Raw genomic sequence first — 24977 nt, 5'->3', positions numbered from 1 at the left:
CACATGCATGAATGGATCACTGCCCTCGCCGATCATCAGGCCCGTGGCGAACCCTGTGTACTGGTGACCATCATCGAGGAGCGCGGCTCGACGCCGCGCAATGCCGGCTCGAAGATGGTGGTCAGCGCCAGCCAGCTGTTCGACACCATCGGCGGCGGGCACCTGGAGTTCAAGGCCCTGCACATTGCCCGGCAGATGCTCGCCGAGCAGCGCAGCACACCGCATCTGGAGCGCTTCAGCCTGGGCGCCAGCCTCGGCCAGTGCTGTGGCGGCGTGACGGTGCTGCTGTTCGAACCCATGGCCCCCGTGCAGGCGCAGATCGCCGTGTTCGGCGCGGGCCATGTCGGACGGGCTCTGGTACCCTTGCTCGCCGCGCTGCCTTGCCGGGTGCGCTGGATCGACTCGCGCCCGGACGAGTTCCCGCCGTCGATACCCCACGGCGTGACCCAGGTGCTCAGCGAAGAGCCGGTCGACGAAGTGGCCGAGCTGCCAGTGGGCAGCTACTGCATCGTCATGACCCACAACCATCAGCTGGACCTGGAACTGACCGCCGCCATTCTCGCGCGCAACGACTTCACCTGGTTCGGCCTGATCGGCTCGAAAACCAAACGGGTCAAGTTCGAACACCGCCTGCGCGAGCGCGGCTACGACGACGCGGTGGTGGCACGCATGCGCTGTCCCATGGGGCTGGCGCAGGTCAAAGGCAAGCTGCCCATCGAGATCGCCGTGTCCATCGCCGGCGAGATCATCGCCACCTACAACGCCTGTTTCGGCCAGCACGACGCTGGTGCCAATGCAGGCCCCATTGCCCAGTTGCTGCCGCCCTCCCGGCGCAGCCACGCCATTTGAAGAGCGTTTCATGACTGCCACTCGCAAAGCCTACCGAGCCGCCATCCTGCACAGCATCGCCGACCCCGCCGAGGTCGGCCTGCAGGCCTCCCACGAGTATTTCGAAGACGGTCTGCTGGTGATCGACCAGGGCCGTATCAGCGCCGTGGGCCACGCCGCCGACCTGCTGCCGACCCTCGATGCCGACATCGAGGTGGTGCACCACCAGGACGCGCTGATCACGCCGGGCTTCATCGACACCCACATCCATTTCCCGCAGACCGGCATGATCGGCTCCTACGGCGAACAGCTACTGGACTGGCTCAACACCTACACCTTCCCCTGCGAACGGCAATTCGCCGACAAGGCCCATGCCGATGAGGTGGCCAAGCTGTTTCTCGCCGAACTGCTGCGCAACGGCACCACCACCGCCCTGGTGTTCGGCAGTGTGCACCCCGAATCGGTCAATGCGCTGTTCGAGCACGCCGAGCGCCTGGACCTGCGCCTGATCGCCGGCAAGGTGATGATGGATCGCAACGCCCCCGACTACCTCACCGACAGCGCCGAATCCAGCTACACCGACAGCAAGGCGCTGATCCAGCGCTGGCACGGCAAGGGCCGCCTGCACTACGCCGTGACCCCACGTTTCGCCCCCACCAGCACCCCCGAGCAACTGGCCATGGCCGGTCGCTTGCTCAAGGAGCATCCCGGCGTCTATCTGCACACTCACCTGTCGGAGAACCTCAAGGAAATCGAGTGGGTCAAGGCGCTGTTCCCCGAGCGCAGCGGCTACCTGGATGTCTACGATCACTTCGAATTGCTCGGCGAGCGCTCGGTCTTCGCCCACGGCGTGCACCTGTGCGACGAGGAATGCCAGCGCCTGGCCGACACGGGCTCGGCCGTGGCCTTCTGCCCCACCTCGAACCTGTTCTTGGGCAGCGGCCTGTTCAACCTGCCCCAGGCCGAGCGCTTCAAGGTCAACGTGGGCCTGGGCACGGACGTCGGCGCCGGCACCAGCTTCTCGCTGCTCAACACCCTGAACGAGGCTTACAAAGTGATGCAGTTGCAGGACGTGCGCCTGCACCCGTTCAAGTCGCTGTACCTGGCGACCCTGGGCGGCGCCCGCGCGCTGCGCCTGGACGACCGCATCGGCAGCCTGCGCCCCGGCAACGACGCCGACTTCGTGGTACTCGACTACAAGGCCACGCCGCTGCTGGACTACCGCATCCAGCAGTCGCGCAGCATCGAGGAAACCTTGTTCGTGCTGACCACTCTGGGCGACGACCGCACCGTGCGCGAGACCTTCGCCGCCGGCCGTTCGGTCCATCGGCGCGGATGAAAAAAACCGCTGCCCAGCCCGGCCAGGGGCTGTGCAGCGGTCCTCGATCAGCGCGGCAGACGATCAGCCTTTGGACTTGTTCAGCAGGTGCGAGAACACCGCGTGCAGATCGTCCGAGGCGCTGTCTTCGTCAAGATTGAGCTTGCTGTCGATGTGATCCATGTGGTGCATCATCAAGCTCACCGCCTGACTGGCATCGCCCGCCTCGATGGCGTCGATCAGTTGCATGTGCTCGTCGTAGGAGCAGTGGGAACGGTTGCCGCTTTCATATTGGGCGATGATCAGCGAGGTCTGCGACACCAGGCTGCGCTGGAAGCTGACCAGTGGCGCGTTACCTGCTGCCTCGGCCAGCTTGAGGTGAAACTCGCCGGAGAGGCGGATGCCGGCACCGCGGTCGCCGCGCGAGAAACTGTCGCGCTCCTCGCGCACCATCTGGCGCAGTTCGTTGAGCTGTTCGACGCTGGCGTGCTGAACGGCCAGTTCGGTGATGGCGCGCTCGACCATACGCCGGGAGAAGAACACCTGGCGCGCCTCCTCCACCGTCGGGCTGGCGACCACCGCACCGCGGTTGGGCCGCAGCAGCACCACGCTTTCATGGGCCAGGCGCGACAGCGCGCGGCGGATGATGGTGCGGCTGACGCCGAAGATTTCGCCCAGCGCTTCCTCACTCAACTTGGTACCCGGCGCCAACCGCTGTTCGAGGATGGCCTCGAAGATGTGCGCATAGACGATGTCGTCCTGGGTGCCGCTGCGACCGGCCTTGGGCGCGCGCGCAGGTTTCTTCAGAGGTTGCAGCTGTTCGTTCATGGGCACTCGAGCACAAGGGGTCGGCCAGTGGAGCCTCGACTGTAATACCTGTCGCAGGGTAGCTGGCAAGTCCTGGGGTGAAAAAAGGGGGTCAAGGTATCGGCGCATTGTACACAGGCTGAGGCGTTTCTGCAGATGCCCAGTGCCCTTATAGCCCGCCGAACGACACCTGTGGGCACGAAAGATAAAACATTATTTGCTTTCTTTGTACACAAAAGCATAATCCACCGTGCAAGTTCCTGACCTTTCAGTCAGGAAATCCTGCCATCTGCCCTACCCTCACGGAGCCGCCCAGCGCATGCGCAGGACCAGGGCTCCAGAACAACAAGAACGACTTGAGGAGTACTCGCTGTGGAAAGCCGCAAATCCGAAGCCCCGTCGCTGGACCTCGCCACCTCGCCCAAGCCCGACTGGCTGGAGCGCCTCTTCAAGCTCAAGCACCATGGCACCACGGTCAGGACCGAGCTGATCGCCGGGGTGACCACCTTCATCACCATGGCCTACATCATCTTCGTCAACCCCAACATCATGGCCGACGCCGGCATCGACCACGGCGCCGCCTTCGTCGCCACCTGCATCGCCGCCGCCCTCGGGTGCCTGCTGATGGGCCTGTACGCCAACTGGCCGGTGGGCCTGGCTCCCGGCATGGGCCTGAACGCCTTCTTTACCTACACCGTGGTCGGCACCCTGGGCTACAGCTGGCAGACCGCCTTGGGCGCGGTGTTCGTCTCCGGTGTGCTGTTCATGCTGCTGACCCTGTCGCGGGTGCGCGAATGGCTGCTCAACAGCATTCCCCTTAGCCTGCGCCACGCCATGGGCGCCGGGGTCGGCCTGTTCCTCGGACTGATCGGCCTGAAGACCGCCGGCATCATCGTCGACAGCCCGGCGACCCTGATCAGGCTGGGCTCGCTGCATGAACCCGCGCCCCTGCTGGCGGCACTGTGCTTCCTGCTGATCGCGGTGCTGAGCTACCACCGGGTGTTCGGCGCCATTCTCATCAGCATCATCGCCGTGACCCTGGCCGGCTGGGGCCTGGGCCTGGTGCAGTACGGCGGGGTGTTCTCGCTGCCGCCGAGCCTGGCGCCGACCTGGATGGCCATGGACCTGGCCGGTGTGTTCAACGTCAGCATGATCAGCGTGGTGCTGGCCTTTCTCTTCGTGCACATGTTCGACACCGCCGGCACCCTGATGGGCGTCGCCCAGCGGGCCAACCTGGTGGCCGCCAACGGCCGCATCGAGAACCTGTCGCGGGCGCTCAAGGCCGACAGCGCCTCCAGCGTGTTCGGCGCCGCCGTGGGCGTGCCGCCGGTGACCAGCTACGTGGAAAGCGCCGCCGGCGTGGCGGCGGGTGGGCGCACCGGGCTGACCGCCGTGGTGGTCGGCGTGCTGTTCGTCGCCGCGATGTTCTTCGCCCCGCTGGCCGGCATGATCCCCGCCTACGCCACCTCCGGCGCGCTGATCTACGTGGCGATGTTGATGATGGGTAGCATGGCCCACATCGAATGGGACGAGGCCACCGACAGCATCCCGGCGATCGTCACCGCGATCATGATGCCGCTGACGTTCTCGGTCGCCGACGGTATCGCACTGGGCTTCATCACCTACGTGGTGCTCAAGGCCGGCACCGGCAAATTCAAAGAGATTTCGGCCAGCCTGTGGGTGCTGTGCCTGATCTTCATCGCCAAATTCGTGTTCCTGTAGGCCTCGGCTGGGCACGGCGCAGGTATTTTTCCGGCGGCCATTGGTCGCCACCCCCCTGGATGGATTAAAGTATGTGCCCCTGCCCGGCACCCCGCCTTCAGCCAAGCGCCCGGCCCATGTCCAGGAACCGTCGCCGATGGAACACCGTGAAGCGCTGATCGCGCTGCGCACCTTTCTCTCCTCCCAGATCCTGGGCCAGGAGAAGCTGGTCGATCGCCTGCTGATCGTACTGCTCGCCGACGGCCACATGCTGGTCGAAGGCGCGCCGGGCCTGGCCAAGACCAAAGCCATCAAGGAACTGGCCGAAGGCATCGAGGCGCAGTTCCACCGTATCCAGTTCACCCCCGACCTGCTGCCGGCCGACATCACCGGCACCGAGATCTATCGTCCGGAAACCGGCAGCTTCGTGTTCCAGCAAGGGCCGATTTTCCACAACCTGGTGCTGGCCGACGAAATCAACCGGGCACCGGCCAAGGTCCAGTCGGCGTTGCTCGAAGCCATGGCCGAGCGCCAGGTCAGCGTTGGCCGCAGCACCTACGAGCTGTCGCCGCTGTTCCTGGTGATGGCCACGCAGAACCCCATCGAGCAGGAAGGCACCTACCCGCTGCCCGAAGCCCAGCTCGACCGCTTCCTCATGCACGTCAAGATCGGCTTCCCGGATGCCGCCGTCGAGCGGCGCATTCTCCAGCAGGCTCGCGGCGAAGCGCTGGGCGGTGAGGTCAAGCCCGAACGCCAGGTGAGCCAGCAGGCGATCTTCGCCGCGCGCCGGGAGATCCTCGGCCTGTACATGGCCGATGCGGTGGAGGAATACCTGGTGCAATTGGTGATGGCCACCCGTACACCCGCCAAGTTCGACGCCGAGCTGGCCGACTGGATCGCCTATGGCGCCAGCCCGCGCGGCTCCATCGCCCTGGACCGCTGCGCACGCGCTCATGCCTGGCTGGCCGGACGCGACTTCGTCAGCCCCGAGGACATTCAGGCGGTGCTGTTCGACGTGTTGCGCCACCGCGTCATCCTGTCCTTCGAGGCCGAAGCGGCCGGTGTCGACCAGGACCGCGTGGTGCAGCGCATCCTCGACGTCGTCGCCGTCGCCTGACGCGCATGCCCGCCGCCCACCTGAGCGAACCCGGCATCCGCATCGGCCTGGCCGAGCTGATCGACATGCGCCACCGCGTGCGCGAAATCCAGCTGTTTTCCCGACCCGGCCAGCGCAGCCCGCTGGTGGGCCTGCACCACTCCAAGCTGCGCGGACGCGGCGTGGATTTCGACCAGGTTCGCGTCTACCAGGCCGGCGACGATGTGCGCAACATCGACTGGCGCGTCACCGCCCGCACCCAGGAGCCGCACACCAAGCTGTTCCATGAAGAGCGCGAGCGGCCGATCTTCATCCTGGTCGAGCAGAGCCAGCGCCTGTTCTTCGGCTCGGGCCTGATGTTCAAGTCGGTGCTCGCCGCCCAGGCGGCCGCGCTGTTCGGCTGGGCCGCCCTGGGCCACAACGACCGCATCGGCGGCCTGGTGTTCGGCGACCACGAGCACCACGAGATCAAACCACGTCGCAGCAAGCAGAGCCTGCTGCAGTTGCTCAATCGCCTGGCGCGCATCAACCAGGCGCTGCACACCGAAGCCGTGTCGCAAGCGGACAGCCTGGGCCTGGCCCTGCGCCGTGCGCGCGAGGTGCTGCGCCCGGGCAGCCTGGCCATCGTCATCTGCGACGAACGCGCGCTCACTCCGGCGGTGGAACAGCACCTGGCGATGCTCTCGCGCCATTGCGACCTGCTGCTGCTGCCGATCAGCGACCCGCTCGACCATGCCCTGCCCGCCGCCGGCCTGCTGCGCTTCGCCCAGCGCGGCGCGCAACTGGAACTCGATACCCTGGACGCCAACCTGCGCCTGCTCTACCGCCAGCAGGCCGAAGCGCGCATCGAGCGCTGGGAGTTGCTGGCGCAGAAACTGCGCGTGGTGCTGATTCCGCTGAGCACCCAGAGCGAAATGATCGAGCAGTTGCGCGAGTCCCTCAACCAGCGCCCTGGAAGCAGCCAATGAACCCGCTGGATCAGTTGCAACCGCTGATCGCGCCAGCGCCGATCAGTATCTGGCCGCCGGCACCGGGCTGGTGGCTGTTGCTGGCCGTGCTGCCGCTGTTGGGCTGGGGCCTGTGGCGCCTGCTGCGCTGGCGCCCGGTCCCGCGCAAGGTGGTGCGCGCCGAGCAGCCGCTGGATCCGGTGCGGGTCGAGGCGCTGGCCGAACTGGCCCGCCTGCCGCGCCCCTACGACGGTGCGCCGGCCGGCGCCTGGCTGCAGCAGATCAATGCCCTGCTCAAGCGCCTGTGCCGCAACCACTATCCCGGTGCCCACAGCCATACCCTCAACGGCCGCCAATGGCTGGCCTTTCTCGACAACCGCTGCCCGGCCGCCGGCCTGACGCGCTGGATGGTACTGGTCGAAGGCGCCTACAAGCCCGAGTGCAAGCTCGACGACAAGGCCATCGCCGGGCTTGCCCAGGCGGTCGAGACCTGGATTCGCAAACATGTTTGACCTGGCCTGGCCGTGGATCTTCGCGCTGCTGCCGCTGCCTTGGCTGATGCGCCTGCTGCTGCCCGCCGCCGACAGCGGCGAGCCGGTGCTCAAGGTGGGTTTTCTCGACGAACTGGAAAGCCTGGCCGGGCGCCGCGCGCGGCTGAACCTGCCGACCTGGCGCCAGCAGGCGCCGTTCCTGGTGATCTGGCTGCTGTTGCTGCTGGCCGCCGCGCGCCCGCAATGGCTGGGCGAACCCGTGCCGATCGCCGCCAGCGGCCGCGACCTGCTGGTCGCAGTGGACGTATCGGGCTCGATGGATTTCCCCGACATGCACTGGAAAGGCGACGACATCAGTCGCCTGGACCTGGTCAAGGCACTGCTTGGCGACTTTCTCCAGGACCGCGAAGGCGACCGGGTCGGCCTGATCCTGTTTGGCAGCCAAGCCTACCTGCAAGCGCCGCTGACCTTCGACCGGCGCACCGTGCGCACCTTCCTCGACGAAGCGCAGATCGGCATCGCCGGCAAGAACACCGCCATCGGCGACGCCATCGGCCTGGCCGTCAAGCGCCTGCGCCAGCGACCGGCACAGAGCCGGGTGCTGGTGCTGGTCACCGATGGCGCCAACAACGGCGGGCAGATCCACCCGTTGACCGCCGCGCGCCTGGCCGCTCAGGAAGGCGTGCGCATCTATGCCATCGGCATCGGCGCCGATCCCGACGCCAACGGCACACCGGGCCTGCTCGGCCTGAATCCAAGCCTGGACCTGGACGAAGCCTCGCTCAAGGAAATCGCCAGCCTGACCCAGGGCGCCTACTTCCGCGCCCACGACGGTGCCGAACTGGACGCCATCGGTGATACCCTCGACCGCCTCGAACCGGTGGCCCAGCAACCCACTCAGGCGCGCACCGCCCATGAGCTCTATGCCTGGCCACTGGCCCTGGCGCTGCTGCTCAGCGTGCTGCTGGTGATCGCCGTACAGTGGCCCGACCACCTTCTGCAGCGCCTGCTGCGTCGCCCGCGGTTCCTGCAGCCCCATCCGCAATGGCGTCAGCGCCTCGAACGCCTGCGCCTGAGGAGGCGGCGATGATCGAACTCTGGCCACACTGGCTACGCCCGCTCTGGCTGCTGAGCGTGCCCGTGCTCGCCTGGCTGTTGTTCAAGCTCTGGCATCGGCGTCAGCGCGCCGGACGCTGGCAGATGATCCTGCCGCCGCAGTTCCACGCCGTGCTGCTCGGTGGCGGCAGCGGCAGCCGCAGCAAACTGCCCTGGATCGCCCTGGGCCTGGCCTGGCTGCTGCTGGTACTGGCCTTGCTCGGACCGAGCTGGCAACGCCTGGAAGAAACCCGTCAGCGCCCCGCCGATCCGCTGGTGATCCTGCTCGAACTCACCCCGCAGATGCTCGCCGAGGACGTCCAGCCCAACCGCCTGGAGCAAGCTCGACGCAAGATCCTCGACCTGCTCGAACACCGCCGCGACAGCCAGACCGCGCTGATCGTCTACGCCGGCAGCGCGCACACGCTGGTGCCGCTGTCCGACGACCTGGGCACCACCCGCAACCTGCTCGAAGCGGTCGATCCGGCGATCATGCCGCAGCCGGGCCAGCGCGCCGACCTGGCGCTGCACAAGGGTCTGGCGCTGCTGGCCCAGAGCGGCCTGGGCGAAGGCCGGGTGCTGCTGATCGGTTCCTCGCTCAGTGCCCAGGAGCGCCAGGGCATCCGTCAGGCCCTCGGCCGTCAAGGGCCTTCGCTGCTGATGCTCGGCGTCGGCACCGCCGAAGGCGCCCCTGTGCGCCAAGCCAACGGCGAGTACCTCAAGGACGCCCAGGGCGGCATTCTCGTGCCGCACCTGGACAGCCCCGAGCTCAAGCGCTTCGTCACCGGCAGCGGCGGTCGCTACCGCCACGCCCGCGTCGACGACCTGGACCTGCGCGGCCTGGGCCTGTTCGACAATCCGCGCGCCCTGCGCGACGACGGCCAGACCCTGCACCTGGACAGCTGGGCCGACCAGGGTTACTGGCTACTGCTGCCGCTGCTGCTGCTGGCCGCCTGCGCCGGGCGGCGCGGCTGGCTGTTCTGCCTGCCACTGTTGCTGGCCCTGCCCCAGCCCAGCCAAGCCTTCGAGTTCCAGGACCTGTGGCGACGCCCCGATCAACAGGGCCAGCACCTGCTGCAACGCCAGCGCCCCGCCGAGGCCGCCGAACGCTTCGAGGATCCGCAGTGGCGTGGCATGGCGCTGTACCAGGCTGGTGACTACAGCGGCGCGGCCCAGGCCTTCGCCCAGAGCAACAGCGCGGCCGCCCACTACAACCGCGGCAACGCGCTGGCCCAGGCCGGCGAGCTGGAGGCCGCGCTCGACGCCTACGAGCAGGCCCTGGAACGTCAACCCGACCTGCAACCGGCGCTGGACAACCAGGCGCTGGTCGAGCAACTGTTGCAGCAACGCCAAGGCAAGGCCGAGGCGCAAACCGACAGCGACCAGGCCGAACAGAGCCCGAGTCGCGACACCGACGGCAACAGCAGTTCGCCCAACAGCAGCGCCCAAGGCACGCCCGGCAACGACGAGCAGAGCCCGGCCCAGGACAGCCGCGACGCCCGCAATGCCCCCAGCAACGACAATGCGACCGGCTCCAGCAGCCCCGGCGACGATGACGACAGCGTCACCCAACCGCCGCAACGACCGGCCGCCACCGGCCTGGACGCCGAACAGCGCCAGGCCCTGGAACAGTGGTTGCGGGAAATCCCCGACAACCCGGCGCAGTTGCTGCGGCGCAAGTTCTGGTACGAACAGCAATTGCATCAGGAACCCAAACGATGAGTCGCCTCGGCGTCTTTGTACTCGGCCTGCTCTGGTTCACCCTCACCCAGGCCCAACCCGCGCTGCAGGCCAGCGTCGACCGTACCCGCGTGGAGGCCGGCGAAACCCTGGAACTGACCCTGGAAAGCCAGGACGTCACCCAGTTCGGCAAACCCGACCTGCGCGCCCTGGAGGGCGATTTCGAGGTGCGCGGCACCCGCCAGCTCAACAGCCTGCGCACCCTGGATGGCGAAACCCGGGCCAGCACCCGCTGGATCGTCACCCTGCTGCCCAAGCGCAGCGGCAGCCTGCAGATCCCGGCGCTGCAATTGGGTCAGTCCCGCAGCGAGCCGATCGAGTTGCAAGTGGTGCAAGCCGATCCCAACCGCCCGGACAGCGCCTCGCAGGTGTTCATCGAGACCAGCCTGGACAGCCCCGAGGTCTATGTTCAGGCCCAGGCCGTGCTGACCGTGCGCATCTATCACTCGGTATCGCTGTACGACGACAGCAGCCTCAGCCCGTTGCGCCTGGACGAGGTCAAGGTCGAGCCACTGGGCGAGTCGCGCACCTACGAGAAGGACATCAACGGCGTGCGCCACGGCGTGATCGAAACCCGCTATGCCCTCTACCCGCAGCGCAGCGGCCCACTGCAACTGCCACCGCTGACCTTCACCGCCACGGCGGCCGACAGCGGCCAGCAGCCCGGCAACGGCGGGCGCCAAGTGCAGGTCAGCTCGTTGCCGCTGAGCCTGCAGGTCAAACCGATCCCCGCCGCCTGGCCCGCCGGGCTGACCTGGCTGCCGGCGCGCAGCCTGACCCTGGAAGAGCGCTGGAACCCCGACCCCAGCCAGCAACCCACGCAGATCGGTGACTCCTTGACCCGCAGCATCACCCTGCGCGCCGAGGGTCTGTCCAGCACCCAACTGCCGCCGCTGCCGGCCACCGAAGCACCCGGCCTGCGCCGCTACCCCGACCAGCCCTTGCTGCGCAACGAGATCAACGAACGCGGCATGACCGCCAACCGCGAAGAGCGCGAAGCCCTGGTCCCCACCCGCAGCGGCCACCTGCAGTTGCCGGCGCTGGAAGTCACCTGGTGGAACACCCTGGAGGACCATCTGGAACACAGCAGCCTGCCGGCCCGTGGTCTGCAGATCGACGACAACCCGGCCCTGAACACCGACACGCCTGCCGCCGACGGCGCGGGCGGTAGCAGCCTGCTGTGGCCCTGGCAACTGGCGACGCTGATCCTGGCGCTGACCACGCTGCTGGGCTTCGGCCTGTGGTGGCGCGCCCGCTCGCAACCGGCAGTGCTGCGCACGGCGCAGAGTGGCCCGAGCCCACGCACGTTGCTCGACGATCTCAAGCGCGCCTGCCAGGCCAACGATCCGCATGCCACCCGCCAGGCGCTCGATGCCTGGGCCCGTCAGCAGCCCGAGACGCTGGCCGAAATGGCCGCGCGCTTCGTACCGTTGTCCGATGCGCTGGATGGACTCAATGGGGCGCTCTACAGCGAGAGCGGCCAGAACTGGCATGGCGACGAATTGTGGCGCGCAATCGGCAGCATCCCGCCTGCCCAGCCTGCCGTCGCGCCCGGTGGCGACAGCGGCAACCTGCCGCCGCTGTACCCGAAATAAGGACCGCATCGCCCCCACGGTCCTGAGCATCGGCAGAACCGGTCGCGGACGAGTTGAGTTACCATGGCGACCCTCCCGAGCGCCCCTTCAAGCGCGACCCGCGTTCGCTCGACTCGACATCGACAGGTCCCCCATGCGTCTGTTTCACACCTCCGACTGGCACCTGGGCCAGAGTCTCCACGGCCAGGAACGCGACTTCGAACACGCCTGCTTCCTCGACTGGTTGCTGGGCCAGTTGCGCCTGCGCCAGCCCGACGCGCTGCTGATCGCCGGCGATATCTTCGACACCGTCAACCCGCCGGTCAAAGCCCAGGAACGCCTCTACGACTTCATCGTCCAGGCCCACGAACAGCAGCCCAAGCTGGACATCGTGATGATCGCCGGCAACCACGACTCCGGTTCGCGCATCGAGCTGCCTGCACCGCTGATGCGGCGCCTGCGCACCCATGCCCTGGGCCGTGTGCACTGGATGGACGACGGCCAGCTCGACGCCGAGCGCCTGTTGATTCCGCTGACCAACGCCCGCGGCAAGGTCTGCGCCTGGTGCCTGGCCCTGCCCTTCCTGCGTCCAGCCGAAGTCACCGGCCCACAACTGGGCGACGACTACCTGCAAGGCATTCATCAGGTGCACCAGCAACTGATCGGCGCAGCGCTGGGCAAACGCCGCAAGGACCAGGCGCTGGTCGCCATCAGCCATGCGCACATGGCCGGCGGCTCGATCAGCGAAGACTCCGAACGCAGCCTGATCATCGGCAACGCCGAAGCGCTGCCGGCGCGGCTGTTCGACCCAGCCATCGCCTATGTCGCCCTGGGCCACCTGCACAAGCCGCAGAAGGTCAACCGCGAGCAACGCATCCGCTACAGCGGCGCGCCTATTCCGCTGTCGTTCGCCGAGATCAACTACCCGCACCAGGTGCTGGAGATCGAGCTGGACGGCGCCGCGCTGGTGAGCGTCGAGCCGCGCCTGGTGCCGCGCGCCGTGGCCTTGCAGCGCATGGGGCCGGCGCCGTTGAGCGAGCTGCTCGAGCAACTGGCCGAATTGCCGGTGATCGATCTGCTGGACGATCCCAACCGTCAGCCCTGGCTGGAAGTGCGCGTGCGCCTGGACGAGCCTCAGCCGGACCTGCGCCAGCGCATCGAGGCCGCTCTGCACGGCAAGGCCGTGCGCCTGGTGCGCATCAGCGCCGAATACGCCGGGCGCGAGGCCCATGACGACGACGGCCAGGCGTTCGTCGAGCTGTCGCAGCTCACGCCGCAGGATCTGTTCGGCCGCGCCTGGGAGCAGGCCTATGGCAGCCCCGTCGACGAGCAGACCCTGAACGACTTCGCCCTGCTGCTGCAGGACGTGCAACTGGAGGCGTCGCAGCCATGAAGATCCTGGCCATCCGCCTGAAGAACCTGGCCTCCCTGGCCGGCCCCGTGGACATCGACTTCACCGCCGAGCCCCTGGCCAGCGCTGGCCTGTTCGCCATCACCGGGCCGACCGGCGCCGGCAAGAGCACCTTGCTCGATGCCCTGTGCCTGGCGCTGTTCGGCACGGTGCCGCGGCTCGAACCGATCGGTCGCGAAGCCAAGGTGCCCGACGCCGACGGCGAGATTCCCACGTCCGACCCGCGCAACCTGCTGCGGCGTGGCACCGGCAGCGGCTTTGCCGAGGTCGATTTCGTCGGCATCGACGGCCAGCGCTACCGCGCCCGCTGGGAGGCCAACCGCGCCCGCGACAAGGCCACCGGCAAACTGCAGCAGAGCCGCCATAGCCTCTATGACCTGGACGGCGAGCAACTGCTGGCCAGCGGCAAGCAGGAATACAAGTCGCTGGTCGAGGCGCGCCTGGGGCTGAACTTCGAACAGTTCACCCGCGCGGTGATGCTGGCCCAGAGCGAATTCGGCGCCTTCCTCAAGGCCGACGACCGTGAGCGCAGCGAGCTGCTGGAAAAACTCACCAACACGGCGATCTACACCCGCCTTGGCCAGCGCGCCTTCAGCCGCACCCGCGAAGCGGCCGACGCGCTCAAGACCCTGGAAGAGCAGGCCAGCCATCTGCTACCGCTGGCGGCCGACGCACGCGCCGAGCTGGATCGACAGCTCGAACAGGCTTTGCTGCAGTTCAAGGCCGAGCAAGCCAACGAACGGCAGTTGGAGCAGCAATGCGCCTGGCTGGCCGAGCAGCAGCGCTTACAGGCGCAACGCCAGGAAGTGGTCGAAGCACTCCAGGCCGCCGAGCAGGCCAGCGAGCAGTTGGGCGAACAGCGTCTGGACCTGCAGCGCCTCGAGCGGCTGGCGCCGCAGCGTCATCAGTTCCAGCGTCAGCACGCCCTGGGCGCCCAGCTCGCGCCGCTGGCGGCCGAGATGGCCGAGCAGACGCGTCAGCAGGCCGACCTGCACGCCCGCCTCGGCGAGCAGGAGCAGGCTCAGCTCGCGGCGCGCGAAGCCCTCGCGCAACAGCAAGCGCAGCAGGCCGAACAGGCCCCGCGCCTGCGTCAGGCGTTCGCCGCCCAGCACGAACTGGCGCGCCTGGACCAGGACCTGGAGAAACAGCAGTCGCTCTGCCAGGACGCCGAACAGCGTCTGGTCGAGGGCCAGCAACACCTTGAGCAGGTGCAAGAACACCAGCAGCGTAGCCTGGCGCAGTTGGCGCTGATCGACACCACTCTGGCCGAGAGCCAGCATTTGTCCGGGCTGGCCGACGCCTGGCAGGCGTACCTGCCGCAAGTGCGTCAGGTGGTGCAGATCGGCGCCCGCCTGGCCCAGGGCCGCGAAGAGTTGCCCGGTCTTCAGGCCCAGGCCAGCCAGGCCACTGCGCAGGTACAGAGCCAGCGCGACAGCCTCGAACTGCTGTTCCGCGAAGCCAAGGCCGAGCCCGAGGCACTGGCCGAGCAGATCGATCTGCTCGGCGGCATGCTTCAGGACAATCGCAAACAGCAGCGTGCCGTGGAGGAACTGTCGCGCCTGCACGGCCGCGAGCGCGAGTTGAGCCAGCAACGCGATGGGCTGCGCGAACGCCAGCAGCAGGCCATGCAGCAGCGCCAGCAGTTGATCGCCCAGGGCACCGCCGCCAAAGCCGAACTGGACACCGCCGAGCAGGCCTTGGCGCTGACCCGGCAATTGCTGGAGCGCCAGCGTCAGGCGCGCCACAGCAGTGTCGAAGCGCTGCGCAGTCAGTTGCGCGAGGGCGAAGCCTGTCCGGTCTGCGGCAGCGCCGAGCATCCGTTTCACCAGCCCGAGGCGCTGTTGCAGAGCCTTGGACAGCACGACAAGGTCGAAGAAGAAGCGGCGCAACAACAGGTCGCGACGCTCACCCAGCAACTGGTGGAGTTGCGCACCCAGCTCGGCGTAGTCAACGCCCAGCTCAAGGACCTCCAGCAGCAACACCTGCACTTGGACGAACAGTTGCAACCGCTGGCGGCCCAGTTGCAGGCCCACAGCCTGTGGCCAGCGCTGGCGCCCCAGGACGACCCGGCCCGCAGCGCCTGGCTCGACAGCCAATTGCGCCGGCTGGAGACGGAAATCGGCCGGGACGAGCAGCGCCAGAGCGCCCTGCTCACGCTGCAAAAAGATGCCGCGCGCCTGACCCAGCAGATGCAGGCGGCGCAGCAGGCCCAGCAGCAGGCCCAGCGCCATCTGGAGCAGCAGCACCAGGCCCTGGATAACGACGAGCAACAACTGCGGCAAGGCCTGACGGACTTGGCCAGCGTGCTGCCCGAAGACGTGCTCAAAGCCCTCAGCGATGACCCCACCCACGCCTTCGTCGCCCTCGACCAGCAGATCAGCCTGCGCCTGCAACAGCAGACCCAGCGCCAGGAAGAACAACAGGAGCAGCAGGCCCGCCAAGCGCAACTGGACAAGTTGCACGATCACCACCAAACCCAGGCCCAGGCGCTGGAACAGTTGCAGCAGCAACGCGCAGCGCTCGATGCCCAGCGTCAGCAGGCGCACGCCGAGCTGTCCGAACTACTCGGCGAGCAGCCCAGCGCCGAAGCCTGGCAGCAGCATGGCGACACCCAGCTCGAACAGGCCCGGGCACTCGACAGCGAGACGGCGCAGCAGCTTCACGCGCTGCGTACCCAGGACGTGCAACTGGCCGGCGAACTCAAGGCCAACACCGCCCGTCAGCAGGCGCTGGAGCAGGAACGGCACGCCTTGGACAGCCAGATCGCCGACTGGCGCGCCGAGCATCCGCAACTCGACGACGCTGGGTTGCAACGCTTGCTGGCCATCGACGACGCCGAGGTCAGCGCGCTGCGTCAGCGCCTGCAGCAGGCCGAGAAAGCGGTCGAACAGGCCCGGGTGCTGTTGCAGGAGCGCGAGCAGCGCCTGCAACAGCACAACGCCTCGGGTGCGGTCCAGGCGTCGATCGAAGACCTGCAACAACGCCTGGTCGCGCTGCGGGAACACCTCAACGCCCAGGAACAGCAGTGCGCCGAACTGCGCGCCCGCCAGGCCGACGACCAACGCCGCCAGCAGGCGCATCAGGCCTTGGCCGACGCCATCGAGCAGGCCCGCCACGAATGGCAACGCTGGGCGCGCCTGAACGCACTGATCGGCTCGGCCTCCGGCGATGTGTTCCGCAAGATCGCCCAGGGCTACAACCTCGACCTGCTGCTGCACCACGCCAACCAGCAGTTGCGCCAACTGGCCCGGCGCTACCGCCTCAAGCGCGGCGGCAGCGCCCTCGGCCTGTTGGTGCTGGACACGGAAATGGGCGACGAACTGCGCTCGGTGCATTCGCTGTCCGGCGGCGAGACCTTCCTGGTGTCGCTGGCCCTGGCCCTGGGCCTGGCGTCCATGGCCTCGAGCACCCTGCGCATCGAGTCGCTGTTCATCGACGAAGGCTTCGGCAGCCTCGACCCGGAATCGCTGCAATTGGCCATGGACGCGCTGGACGGCTTGCAGGCCCAGGGCCGCAAGGTCGCGGTGATCTCCCACGTGCAGGAAATGCACGAGCGGATCCCCGTGCAAATCCAGGTGCGCCGCCAAGGCAACGGCTTGAGCGATGTCGAGGTCTGCGGGTGATCCTCTACTCGTTCCGGCGCTGCCCTTGGGCCATGCGGGCGCGCCTGGCGCTGCGCTATGCCGGCTGCGACGTGGAGATCCGCGAAGTGTCGCTGAAGCACAAGCCCGCCGAACTGCTGGCCTTGTCGCCCAAGGGCACGGTGCCGGTGCTCGATACCGGCGCCGGGGTGCTGGAGGAAAGCCTGGACATCATGCACTGGGCTCTGGACCGGCATGACCCGCAAGACTGGCGCTTGCTCGACGACCCGCCCGCCGCAGCCCGCGCCGAGGTGCTCATTGCCCGCAACGACACGGACTTCAAGGCCCAGGTGAACCGCTACAAGTACGCCGAACGTTACCCCGAGCATTCGCGCGAACACTACCGCCGGCAGGCTGAAACCTGGCTGGCCGAACTGGAAGGATTGCTGGCGCAGCGGCTCTTCCTGCTGGCCGATCACCCAAGTCTGGCCGATGCCGCGTTGATGCCCTTGCTGCGCCAGTTCGCCGGGGTCGAACCGCAATGGTTCGCCGAGGCCGCTTATCCGCGCCTGCGCCGATGGTTACAAGGATGGCTGGCGTCGGAGCTGTTCACGGCGATCATGGCCAAGCAGCCCTGAGCGCCAATCACTCGAACAGCTTCAGGTCCGAGGGCGCGTCCTGAGCCAGGGTCTGCACCGTGTCGCCGAGCCTGCCGCTGCGCGGGTCTCGGTGCATCACCACGATCTGGTTGCTCTTCTGGTTGGCCACCAGCAGGAACTTGCCACTGGGGTCCAAGGCGAATTCCCGGGGATGATCGCCTTCCACCGAGCGACGCTGCACCAGGGTCAGGTGGCCATCCTCGGGATCGACGGCATAGACCACGATCTGGTTGGCGGTGCCACGGTTGCTGACGTAGAGAAACCGCCCATCGTCCGACAGGTGCAGCCCTGCAGCGGCCTTCGCCGCCGGGTCGGCGCTGTCGGTGAGGGGCAGGCGCTGGCGCTCGATCAACTCGACCTGACGGACATCGAACATCACCACTTCGGCGCTCATTTCCAGGGTGAGGTAGGCATGCCGGCCCTTGGCATCGAACAGCAGGTGACGCGGCCCGCTGCCCGGCGGCAGCGTGACCGATGCCGGAGTGGCCGGGGTCAATGGCTGATCGCTGCTGGCGCCGTCGTAGCGATAGATGAACACCTTGTCGGCGCCCAGGTCACTGGCATACAGGTGGCTGCCATCGGGGGAGCGCACCACCGAATGCACATGGCCACCGCGCTGGCGCTCGGCATTGACCTGGCTCGGCGCATGCCGCAATTGCTGTTGCACCTTGCCCAGTTTGCCGTCGCGGTCCACCGCAATCACCACCAGGCTGCCACCGGGGTCGGGGGCCACGGCGTAGTTGGCCACGAACAGGTAGCGTTCGTCCTGGCTCAAGCTGGCATGGGTCGGCTCATCGCCCAGGCTGGGCACCTGTCCGAGCGGTTCGAGCTCGCCGTCGCTGCCCACCGCATAGCTGCTGACATGACCTGCACGCGTCTCGTTGACGGTAAACAGCTGCTTGTGGTCTTCGGACAGCACCAGCCAAGACGGGCTGTCGACCTCGATCACTTGCAGCGGCTGCTGTTCGATGCGCCCGGTGTCGGTATCGAAGGCATAGCGATACAGGCCCTTGCTGGCGCCATCGGTATAGCTGCCCACCAGCAACGTGGCAGCCTGCGCGTTGACGCCCAGACCCATGAGACTAACGATCAGCAGGCGCTTCCAGTTCCGGTTCATCTTCGTCCTCATCGGGGGCGCGAAAGGCACTCATCAACACCAGGCGGTGTTCAGCTTCGGCATCGGCCAGCAACCAATCGTTCCCCTCGGCGCGGGCGGCGGCGACCTGCTCGGCACTGAAAGTCCAGCGGCGCAGCTGGCGACCGTCCATGCACTCGACCACCAGGCCGGTGTCGTCGCAGGTGAAGTCAAAGGCATGCAAGCCGTCGATCAGCAGCATGTCGCAGGATTCGAGAGCGGTAGCAAGAGCGGGCATGGGAACCACCTAGGGCGAAAAAAGGCGGCCAGTATATCGCCCCGGCCGCCTGCCCGCCCCTGGCTCAGTGGGCGAAGATCGAGCCGCCCGGCTTGCCCGCCATCTTCTGCGGCTTGATCAGGAAGCGCGCCAGTGCCGGCAGCAGCCACAGCGCCCCGAACATGTTCCACAGCAGCATGAAGGTGAGCATCAGGCCCATGTCGGCCTGGAACTTGATCGCCGAGAAGATCCAGGTGCACACGCCGATGGCCAGGCACAGACCGGTGAACAGCACGGCCTTGCCAGTGGAGCGCAGGGTTTCGTAGTAGGCCTCCTGCAACGGCAACCCCGCGCGCAGGAAGCTTTCCAGGCGGCTGTAGATGTAGATGCCGTAGTCCACCCCAATGCCCACGCCCAAGGCCACCACCGGCAGTGTCGCCACTTTCACGCCGATGCCCATGAAGGCCATCAGGGCGTTGCCCAGCACCGAGGTCAGCACCAGCGGCAATACGATGCACAGGGTCGCGGCGAAGGAGCGGAAGGTGATCAGGCACATCACCGCCACACACAGGTACACCAGGATCAGGATGGTCAGCTCGGCCGACTTGATCACCTCGTTGGTGGCCGCCTCGATGCCGGCGTTGCCGGCCGCGAGCAGGAACTGCAAGCCGTCACGATCATGCGCCTCGGCAAAGGCCTTGGCGGCGGCGGTGACCCGTTCGAGGGTCTCGGCCTTGTGGTCGTTGAGGAACACCAGCACCGGGGCCAGCGAGCAGTTGGCGTTGTACAGCCCGTCGGCACGGGCGATGGAGTTGTTGAGGATGTCCGGGTTGCGCGACAGCGTCTCCCACTTCAGGCTGCCTTCGTTCATGCCCTTGATCACCTGCTTGGACACGGTCACCAGGGAGATGGTCGACTGCACGCCGGGGGTGTTGTCCATCGTCCACATCAACTCGTCGATGGGCGCCATCGTGTCGTGCACCGAACAGCGCTCGGCAGCGGTCTTGACCATGATCACCAGCACATCGGAACTGGTGGAGTAGTTGCCGATCATGAAGCGGTTGTCCAGGTTGTAGCGTGAGTCGGGACGCAGCTCAGGCGCGCCCTGGTCGAGGTCGCCGATCTTCAGGTTCTGGCTGTACCAGAGCCCACCCGCGAAGGCCAACAGCGCCAACCCGATGGACACTGGCGCCACCTTGGGGCTGGCGAAGTTCGACAGCAGGCGCCAGAACGGGTGCTCGCAGACCGCATCCTTCTTGCTGCGGGCGATGGCCTTCTGGCTGATACCGACGTAGCTGATGGCCACCGGCAGCAGGATCAGGTTGGTGAAGACGATCACCGCCACGCCGATCGAGGCGCCGATGGCCAATTCGCGGATCACGCCGATGTCGATGATCAGCAGGGTGATGAAGCCCACGGCGTCGGCGAGGATGGCGATCATCCCCGGCAGGAACAGTTGGCGGAAGGTGCGTCGGGCGGCGGTCAGGGCGTTATCGGCGTCGCTGGACTGCAGGGCGATGCCATTGATCTTCTGCACCCCGTGGGAAATGCCGATGGCGAAGATCAGGAACGGCACCAGCATCGAATACGGATCCAGGCCGAAGCCTACCGCATGCATCAGCCCCAGTTGCCAGACCACCGCCACCAAGGTGGTGATGAGCACGGCGATGGTGCTGCGGATGCACCAGGTAAACCAGTACAGCAGTGCCCAGGTGATCAGCAAGGCGATGCCGAAGAACATCGCCACCATCACCAGGCCGTCGATTAGATCGCCGACCTTCTTGGCGAAGCCGACGATATGGATCTTCACGTTGGGGTTCTGTGCCTGGAACTTGTCGCGGATCTTCTCTTCCAGTTGATGCGAGAACTTCTGGTAGTCCAGCCGGGTGAGCGTGCCGGGGTCCTGCGGGTCGGGGAAAGTCTCCAGCAGCGGGATGTCGATGATGCTCGACTTGAAATTGTTGGCCACCAACCGGCCGACCTGCCCGGACTTGAGCACGTTGTCGCGCAGGGTGTCGAGGCTGTCCGGCGAGCCATCGTAGGTGTTGGGGATCACCTCTCCGCCGGAGAAACCTTCCTCGGTCACTTCGCTCCAGCGCACGCTGGGGCTCCACAGCGACTTGAGCCCGGCGCGGTCGACGCCGGGCAGGTAGAACACCTCGTCGTTGATCTGACGCAGGGTCTCCATGTAGTCCTTGTCGAAGATGTCACCGTTGACGGCCTCCACCGAGATGCGCACGGTGTTGCCGAGATTGGCCAGGTCGTCGCGGTGCTCCAGCATCTGTTCGATGAAGGGGTGCTGCAGCGGAATCATCTTCTCGAAGCTGGTGGACGGGCGGATCTGCGTGGCCTGCCAGAACAGGAACAGGCTGACCACCACGCACAGTGCGATGACCACCGGGCGATTGTTGAAGATCAGCCGCTCGAGCAGGGTGGCCTTGTCGTTATGATGCATGTCGAGCTTCTCCGGACGGTTCATGGCTGCACCTCATCGGCACCTTCGGCACTGGCCAGATGCACCCCGCCCTGCCCCACCAGCAGCAGGCGGTCGTTGCTCAGGCCACTGACACCGGCCAGGGCCAGACGGTCGGCGCGGTTGTAGAGGCTGAAGGTCTGGCCGTCGTCGCGGCTGCGCAAGACGCTGCCGCCGTTGCCCACCACCACTAGGCTGCCGTCGCCCAGCAACGTGGCGTTGGCCAGGCCGAATTCCAGCGGCCCGCGTGGGGTCTGCACCTCAATGGCGTGCCAACTGTCGCCGAAGTCGGTGGAGCGCAGCAGGTTGCCCCGCAGCCCGAAGGCCAGCAGGGTGCGCGGCTGGGCAGTGCCGATCACACCGAACAGCGAACCTTCATAGGGGCTTTGCACCGGCGTCCAGGTCAGGCCGTCATCACTTGAGCGGAACATGCTGCCTTGCTCGCCGACGATGAACAGGCCAGCGTCCTTGACCTGGGTGATGGCATTGAGGTGCATCTGCTCGGGGTTGTCCAAGCGCTCGCCCACATCCTGCCAGTGCTGGCCACCGTCGGTGGTTTCCAGCAGCGCACCGTAGGCGCCGACGGCGAAGCCATGCTGGGCGTCGATGAAGCGCACATCCAGCAGCGGCGCTTCGCGGGCGAGGTCCTCGAACTGCTTGTTCCAGGTCGCGCCGCCATCGGTGGTGGCAAGGATCTGCGCATCATGCCCCACCGCCCAGCCGCGCTTGTCATCGAGGAAGAACACGGCGGTGAGCAGTTGCCGGGTCGGCACCCGGGCCTGGCTCCAGGTCTTGCCCTGGTCATCGGAAAACAGGATGTGGCCGCGATCGCCGACCACCACCAGACGCGGCCCGGCGTGGGCGGCGTCGATCAGCAGACTGCGGCTGGCCTTGGCCGACTCCACCGAGTATTCGGTGGCGGCGGCCGCCTGCGCGGTGTTTGTCCAGGTGCCCAGCGCCACTAGTGCGCTGGCCGTCAACGCCAAGGCTGCGCGCCTGACATCCACCCTCAGCCATTCCCTCATCACCGCCCCCTGTTGTGTTCTTGTAGTGGGTCAATGCCTTGCAGGTCCTGCGAAAACCCTTGATCCAGAGCCCTGCGATAGCGTGGGGCGATCCTATCGGGGAACTTCGCGCGGACACAACGGGCGGGACGTTATGTTTTGTTATGCCAGCAACATGGCACTCAGACGCGACAAGGCCGCCTCCCAATGGTTGCGGAGACGGCCTTGTCGCCACGCATCAAGCCAGGCTCTTGCTCACCACCTCATACACATCGCTGGACAGCTCACCGGAAGCGAGAATCCGCTCCAGCTCGCCCTTCATCAGCGCCTGACGCGCGGCATCGTACTTGCGCCAGCGGGTCAGGGGCGAGAGTTGACGCGAGGCGATCTGCGGGTTGAGGGCGTTGAGCTCGATCACCAGGTCCGCCAGGAAGCGATAGCCCGAACCGTCGGCGGCGTGGAAGTTGACCAGGTTCTGCCCGGCGAAGGCGCCGACCACTGCACGCACCTTGTTCGGGTTCTTCAAGGTGAAGGCTGGGTGCTGCATCAATGCCTTGACCCGTGCCAGCGCGCCCGGAAGGCTGCTTGCCGCCTGCACGCTGAACCACTGGTCCATGACCAGCGGGTTGTCCTTGAAGTGCTCGGCGAAGGCCTCCAGCGCCTTGGCGCGCTCGGCTTCGAACGGCGAGTTGACCAGTACCGCCAGGGCGGTCAGGCGTTCGGTCATGTTGTCGGCGTGCTCGAACTGCTCGAGGGTCGCTTCCAGCACCTGCGCCTTGCCAGTGAGCATCAGGTACGACAGCGCGATGTTCTGCAGGCTGCGGCGGGCGAAGTGCTCGGCCTCGGCCACATAGGCGGTGTTGCGCGACACCTCGCGGTGCGCCTGGTAGCGCGCCCAGAGCGCATCGAACAGTTGCTCGGCGATCTGCCTGCGGGTGAATTCACGGGCCGCATGAATCGCGTCGACATCCGCCACCTGGCTGATTTCGGTCAGGTACGCCTCGCCTGGCAGCGACAGCATCTCGGCGACCATGGCCGGATCCAGCGACTCGTTGCCCAGTACCGTACCCAGGGCGGTCATCAGCCGAGGATCGAGTTTCAGCGCTTCGCCGCGCTGATGCTGACCGATCAGCTCCTGCAACACCTGCACGGCCAACTGTTGCCCCGCCTCCCAGCGGTTGAAACCGTCGCTGTCGTGCTGCATGAGGAACATCAGCTGGTCGCGGTCGTAGGGGAAGCTCAGCTTGACCGGCGCGCTGAAACCGCGCAGCAGCGAAGGCAGCGGCTTGGCAGCGATGCCCTGGAAGGTGAAGGTCTGCTCGGCTTCGGTCACCGCCAGCACGCGGTGGGTGCCAGTGGCCTGCGCCTCGCCGAGCAGTTGCAGCGGCAGGTCGTTGCCGTGCGCATCGAGCAGACCGAGCGCCACGGGGATCACGAACGGTCGTTTCTCGGCCTTGTCCGGGGTCGCCGGGCAGCTCTGGCGGAAGGTCAGGCTGTAGGTCTGGGCGCCAGCGTCATAGGCCTCGCTGACCTCCAGGCGCGGCGTTCCCGCCTGGCTGTACCAGCGTTTGAACTGGGTCAGGTCGACGCCGTTGGCATCTTCCATGGCCTTGATGAAATCGTCGGTGGTCACGGCCTGGCCGTCATGACGGTCGAAATACAGGTCGCTGCCTTTGCGGAAACCCTCGGCGCCCAGCAGGGTGCGGACCATGCCGACCACCTCGGCCCCCTTCTCGTAGACGGTCAGGGTGTAGAAGTTGGAGATTTCGATGAAGCTGTCCGGACGCACCGGGTGGGCCATGGGGCCGGCGTCTTCGGCGAACTGGTGGGTGCGCAGGTAGGCGACGTCTTCGATGCGCTTGACCGTGCGCGAATTCATGTCGGCACTGAACTCGGCATCGCGGAACACCGTGAAGCCTTCCTTGAGCGACAGTTGGAACCAGTCGCGGCAGGTCACGCGGTTGCCCGACCAGTTGTGGAAGTACTCGTGGGCTACCACCCCTTCCACACGCTGGTGAGCGGCGTCGGTGGCCGTCTCGGCGCGCGCCAGCACGCAGCTGGAGTTGAAGATGTTCAGGCCCTTGTTTTCCATGGCGCCCATGTTGAAGTCGTTGACTGCGACGATCATGAAGATGTCCAGGTCGTACTCGCGGCCATACACCTCTTCATCCCAGCGCATGGACTTCTTCAGGCTGACCATGGCGTGCTGGCACTTGTCGATGTTCTCGGGTTCGACGTAGATGCGCAGCGTCACGTCGCGACCGGACTGACGGCTGAAGCTGTCCTCGACGCACCACAAGTCGCCCGCTACCAGGGCGAACAGGTAAGCGGGCTTTCTGAACGGGTCTTCCCAGGTGGCCCAGTGGCGCCCGTCTTCGGCCGGACCGCTGTCGACCGGGTTGCCGTTGGACAGCAGCACCGGGTAGCGATGCTGTTCGGCGATCACCGTGGTGGTGAAGGTGCTCATCACATCCGGGCGGTCGAGGTAATAGGTGATCTTGCGAAAGCCCTCGGCTTCGCACTGGGTGCAGAACATGCTGCCGGACTTGTACAGCCCCTCCAGCGCAGTGTTGCTTTCCGGGTGGATCTTGACGCTGGTGTCGAGGGTGAAGCGCTCGGCTTCGGGCTGCAGGGTCAGGCTGTCGTCATCGAGTTGATACTCGCCAGCGTGCAGTTCCTGATCGTCCAGCGCGGCGCGCAGCAACTCCAGGTGCTGGCCGTCGAGCACCAGCGGCGGCAAGCCGGCGCCGCGCTCAGGGTTGCGTCGCATGACCAGTTGCGCGTGCACCAGGCTGTGGTCTTCGAACAGCTCGAAGGTCAGGTGCGTCTCGTCGATCAGGTACTCGGGGGCCTGATAGTCCTTGAGGTAGATCACTTGCGGTTGTTCGGTGCGCATGCGG

At 66.6% G+C, this 24977-nt stretch carries 18 protein-coding genes; 12 read left to right on the top strand and 6 right to left on the bottom strand.

All coding sequences use genetic code 11. From position 1 onward, the window contains the following. Nucleotides 1–3: 3 nt before the first annotated feature. Both xdhC and guaD read left to right on the top strand, forming a co-directional pair. Nucleotides 4–849, top strand: coding sequence for a xanthine dehydrogenase accessory protein XdhC (xdhC, locus tag NJ69_RS04125; protein WP_029614943.1), 846 nt, complete (start codon nt 4–6; stop codon nt 847–849). A 10-nt stretch (nt 850–859) separates the two neighbouring features. After that, a complete protein-coding gene (gene guaD, locus NJ69_RS04120; protein WP_039576408.1) occupies nt 860–2167 on the top strand; it encodes a guanine deaminase in 1308 nt (435 codons plus the stop codon). A 63-nt stretch (nt 2168–2230) separates the two neighbouring features. Here the strand turns inward: guaD and NJ69_RS04115 are convergent, their stop codons facing one another. Then, nucleotides 2231–2974: a GntR family transcriptional regulator gene (locus tag NJ69_RS04115; protein ID WP_039576406.1), complete on the bottom strand. Its 744-nt coding sequence runs from the start codon at nt 2972–2974 to the stop codon at nt 2231–2233. 351 nt (nt 2975–3325) lie between these two features. Between NJ69_RS04115 and NJ69_RS04110 the strand changes: the two genes are divergently transcribed. From NJ69_RS04110 to NJ69_RS04065, 10 genes are all read left to right on the top strand, one after another. Further along, nucleotides 3326–4675 carry an NCS2 family permease gene (locus tag NJ69_RS04110; RefSeq protein WP_039576404.1) on the top strand — a complete coding sequence of 450 codons (1350 nt, stop codon included), beginning with the start codon at nt 3326–3328 and terminating at the stop codon, nt 4673–4675. A gap of 136 nt (nt 4676–4811) precedes the next feature. Continuing rightward, nucleotides 4812–5771, top strand: a complete 960-nt coding sequence (locus NJ69_RS04105) for an AAA family ATPase (protein ID WP_039576402.1) — start codon at nt 4812–4814, stop codon at nt 5769–5771. Nucleotides 5772–5776: 5 nt separating this feature from the next. Then, complete coding sequence (locus NJ69_RS04100) at nt 5777–6718, top strand: DUF58 domain-containing protein (protein ID WP_039576400.1); 942 nt, start codon at nt 5777–5779, stop codon at nt 6716–6718. Then, the gene (locus tag NJ69_RS04095; RefSeq protein ID WP_039576398.1) at nt 6715–7209 is read left to right on the top strand and encodes a DUF4381 domain-containing protein; all 495 of its coding nucleotides are present in this window, start codon (nt 6715–6717) and stop codon (nt 7207–7209) included. The genes NJ69_RS04100 and NJ69_RS04095 overlap by 4 nt, the downstream gene beginning before the upstream one ends. Then, nucleotides 7202–8278 (top strand): vWA domain-containing protein, encoded by a 1077-nt coding sequence (locus NJ69_RS04090; protein ID WP_039576396.1) that lies wholly within the window; start codon nt 7202–7204, stop codon nt 8276–8278. Before NJ69_RS04095 ends, NJ69_RS04090 begins: the two co-directional genes overlap by 8 nt. After that, complete coding sequence (locus tag NJ69_RS04085) at nt 8275–10005, top strand: tetratricopeptide repeat protein (protein WP_039576394.1); 1731 nt, start codon at nt 8275–8277, stop codon at nt 10003–10005. The genes NJ69_RS04090 and NJ69_RS04085 overlap by 4 nt, the downstream gene beginning before the upstream one ends. Further along, the gene (locus NJ69_RS04080; RefSeq protein ID WP_039576392.1) at nt 10002–11618 is read left to right on the top strand and encodes a BatD family protein; all 1617 of its coding nucleotides are present in this window, start codon (nt 10002–10004) and stop codon (nt 11616–11618) included. The genes NJ69_RS04085 and NJ69_RS04080 overlap by 4 nt, the downstream gene beginning before the upstream one ends. A 133-nt stretch (nt 11619–11751) precedes the next feature. Continuing rightward, entirely contained in the window at nt 11752–12990 is a 1239-nt protein-coding gene (locus tag NJ69_RS04075) for an exonuclease SbcCD subunit D C-terminal domain-containing protein (RefSeq protein WP_039576390.1), read from the top strand. Further along, on the top strand, nt 12987–16631 hold the full coding sequence (locus tag NJ69_RS04070) for an AAA family ATPase (RefSeq protein WP_039576388.1): 3645 nt from the start codon (nt 12987–12989) through the stop codon (nt 16629–16631). The genes NJ69_RS04075 and NJ69_RS04070 overlap by 4 nt, the downstream gene beginning before the upstream one ends. Then, a complete protein-coding gene (locus tag NJ69_RS04065; RefSeq protein WP_039576386.1) occupies nt 16628–17227 on the top strand; it encodes a glutathione S-transferase in 600 nt (199 codons plus the stop codon). The genes NJ69_RS04070 and NJ69_RS04065 overlap by 4 nt, the downstream gene beginning before the upstream one ends. A gap of 7 nt (nt 17228–17234) precedes the next feature. Here the strand turns inward: NJ69_RS04065 and NJ69_RS04060 are convergent, their stop codons facing one another. The 5 genes from NJ69_RS04060 to pepN all read right to left on the bottom strand — a co-directional run bounded on the left by NJ69_RS04060 (nt 17235) and on the right by pepN (nt 24973). Beyond that, a complete protein-coding gene (locus NJ69_RS04060) occupies nt 17235–18365 on the bottom strand; it encodes a lactonase family protein (protein WP_209435523.1) in 1131 nt (376 codons plus the stop codon). Then, nucleotides 18331–18621, bottom strand: a complete 291-nt coding sequence (locus NJ69_RS04055; protein ID WP_039576382.1) for a DUF5629 family protein — start codon at nt 18619–18621, stop codon at nt 18331–18333. The genes NJ69_RS04060 and NJ69_RS04055 overlap by 35 nt, the downstream gene beginning before the upstream one ends. Nucleotides 18622–18685: 64 nt before the next feature. Next, entirely contained in the window at nt 18686–21079 is a 2394-nt protein-coding gene (locus NJ69_RS04050) for an efflux RND transporter permease subunit (RefSeq protein ID WP_039576381.1), read from the bottom strand. Further along, the gene (locus NJ69_RS04045) at nt 21076–22098 is read right to left on the bottom strand and encodes a WD40/YVTN/BNR-like repeat-containing protein (RefSeq protein ID WP_039576379.1); all 1023 of its coding nucleotides are present in this window, start codon (nt 22096–22098) and stop codon (nt 21076–21078) included. Before NJ69_RS04045 ends, NJ69_RS04050 begins: the two co-directional genes overlap by 4 nt. A 217-nt stretch (nt 22099–22315) precedes the next feature. Then, the gene (gene pepN / locus NJ69_RS04040; RefSeq protein WP_039576377.1) at nt 22316–24973 is read right to left on the bottom strand and encodes an aminopeptidase N; all 2658 of its coding nucleotides are present in this window, start codon (nt 24971–24973) and stop codon (nt 22316–22318) included. Between the last annotated feature and the right edge of the window lie 4 nt (nt 24974–24977).

The organism is Pseudomonas parafulva, assembly GCF_000800255.1.
Taxonomy (GTDB): Bacteria; Pseudomonadota; Gammaproteobacteria; order Pseudomonadales; family Pseudomonadaceae; genus Aquipseudomonas; species Aquipseudomonas boreofloridensis.
The sequence above is the reverse complement of the archived record's forward strand: the minus strand, read 5'-3'. Positions and strand labels throughout refer to the sequence as shown.

Bases quoted from the DNA above. Each gene is read 5' to 3' on its own strand.
- xdhC (WP_029614943.1), top strand. From the start codon at position 4: ATGCATGAATGGATCACTGCCCTCGCCGATCATCAGGCCCGTGGCGAA.
- guaD (WP_039576408.1), top strand. From the start codon at position 860: ATGACTGCCACTCGCAAAGCCTACCGAGCCGCCATCCTGCACAGCATC.
- NJ69_RS04115 (WP_039576406.1), bottom strand. From the start codon at position 2,974: ATGAACGAACAGCTGCAACCTCTGAAGAAACCTGCGCGCGCGCCCAAG.
- NJ69_RS04105 (WP_039576402.1), top strand. From the start codon at position 4,812: ATGGAACACCGTGAAGCGCTGATCGCGCTGCGCACCTTTCTCTCCTCC.
- NJ69_RS04100 (WP_039576400.1), top strand. From the start codon at position 5,777: ATGCCCGCCGCCCACCTGAGCGAACCCGGCATCCGCATCGGCCTGGCC.
- NJ69_RS04095 (WP_039576398.1), top strand. From the start codon at position 6,715: ATGAACCCGCTGGATCAGTTGCAACCGCTGATCGCGCCAGCGCCGATC.
- NJ69_RS04090 (WP_039576396.1), top strand. From the start codon at position 7,202: ATGTTTGACCTGGCCTGGCCGTGGATCTTCGCGCTGCTGCCGCTGCCT.
- NJ69_RS04085 (WP_039576394.1), top strand. From the start codon at position 8,275: ATGATCGAACTCTGGCCACACTGGCTACGCCCGCTCTGGCTGCTGAGC.
- NJ69_RS04080 (WP_039576392.1), top strand. From the start codon at position 10,002: ATGAGTCGCCTCGGCGTCTTTGTACTCGGCCTGCTCTGGTTCACCCTC.
- NJ69_RS04075 (WP_039576390.1), top strand. From the start codon at position 11,752: ATGCGTCTGTTTCACACCTCCGACTGGCACCTGGGCCAGAGTCTCCAC.
- NJ69_RS04070 (WP_039576388.1), top strand. From the start codon at position 12,987: ATGAAGATCCTGGCCATCCGCCTGAAGAACCTGGCCTCCCTGGCCGGC.
- NJ69_RS04060 (WP_209435523.1), bottom strand. From the start codon at position 18,365: ATGAACCGGAACTGGAAGCGCCTGCTGATCGTTAGTCTCATGGGTCTG.
- NJ69_RS04055 (WP_039576382.1), bottom strand. From the start codon at position 18,621: ATGCCCGCTCTTGCTACCGCTCTCGAATCCTGCGACATGCTGCTGATC.
- NJ69_RS04050 (WP_039576381.1), bottom strand. From the start codon at position 21,079: ATGAACCGTCCGGAGAAGCTCGACATGCATCATAACGACAAGGCCACC.
- NJ69_RS04045 (WP_039576379.1), bottom strand. From the start codon at position 22,098: ATGAGGGAATGGCTGAGGGTGGATGTCAGGCGCGCAGCCTTGGCGTTG.
- pepN (WP_039576377.1), bottom strand. From the start codon at position 24,973: ATGCGCACCGAACAACCGCAAGTGATCTACCTCAAGGACTATCAGGCC.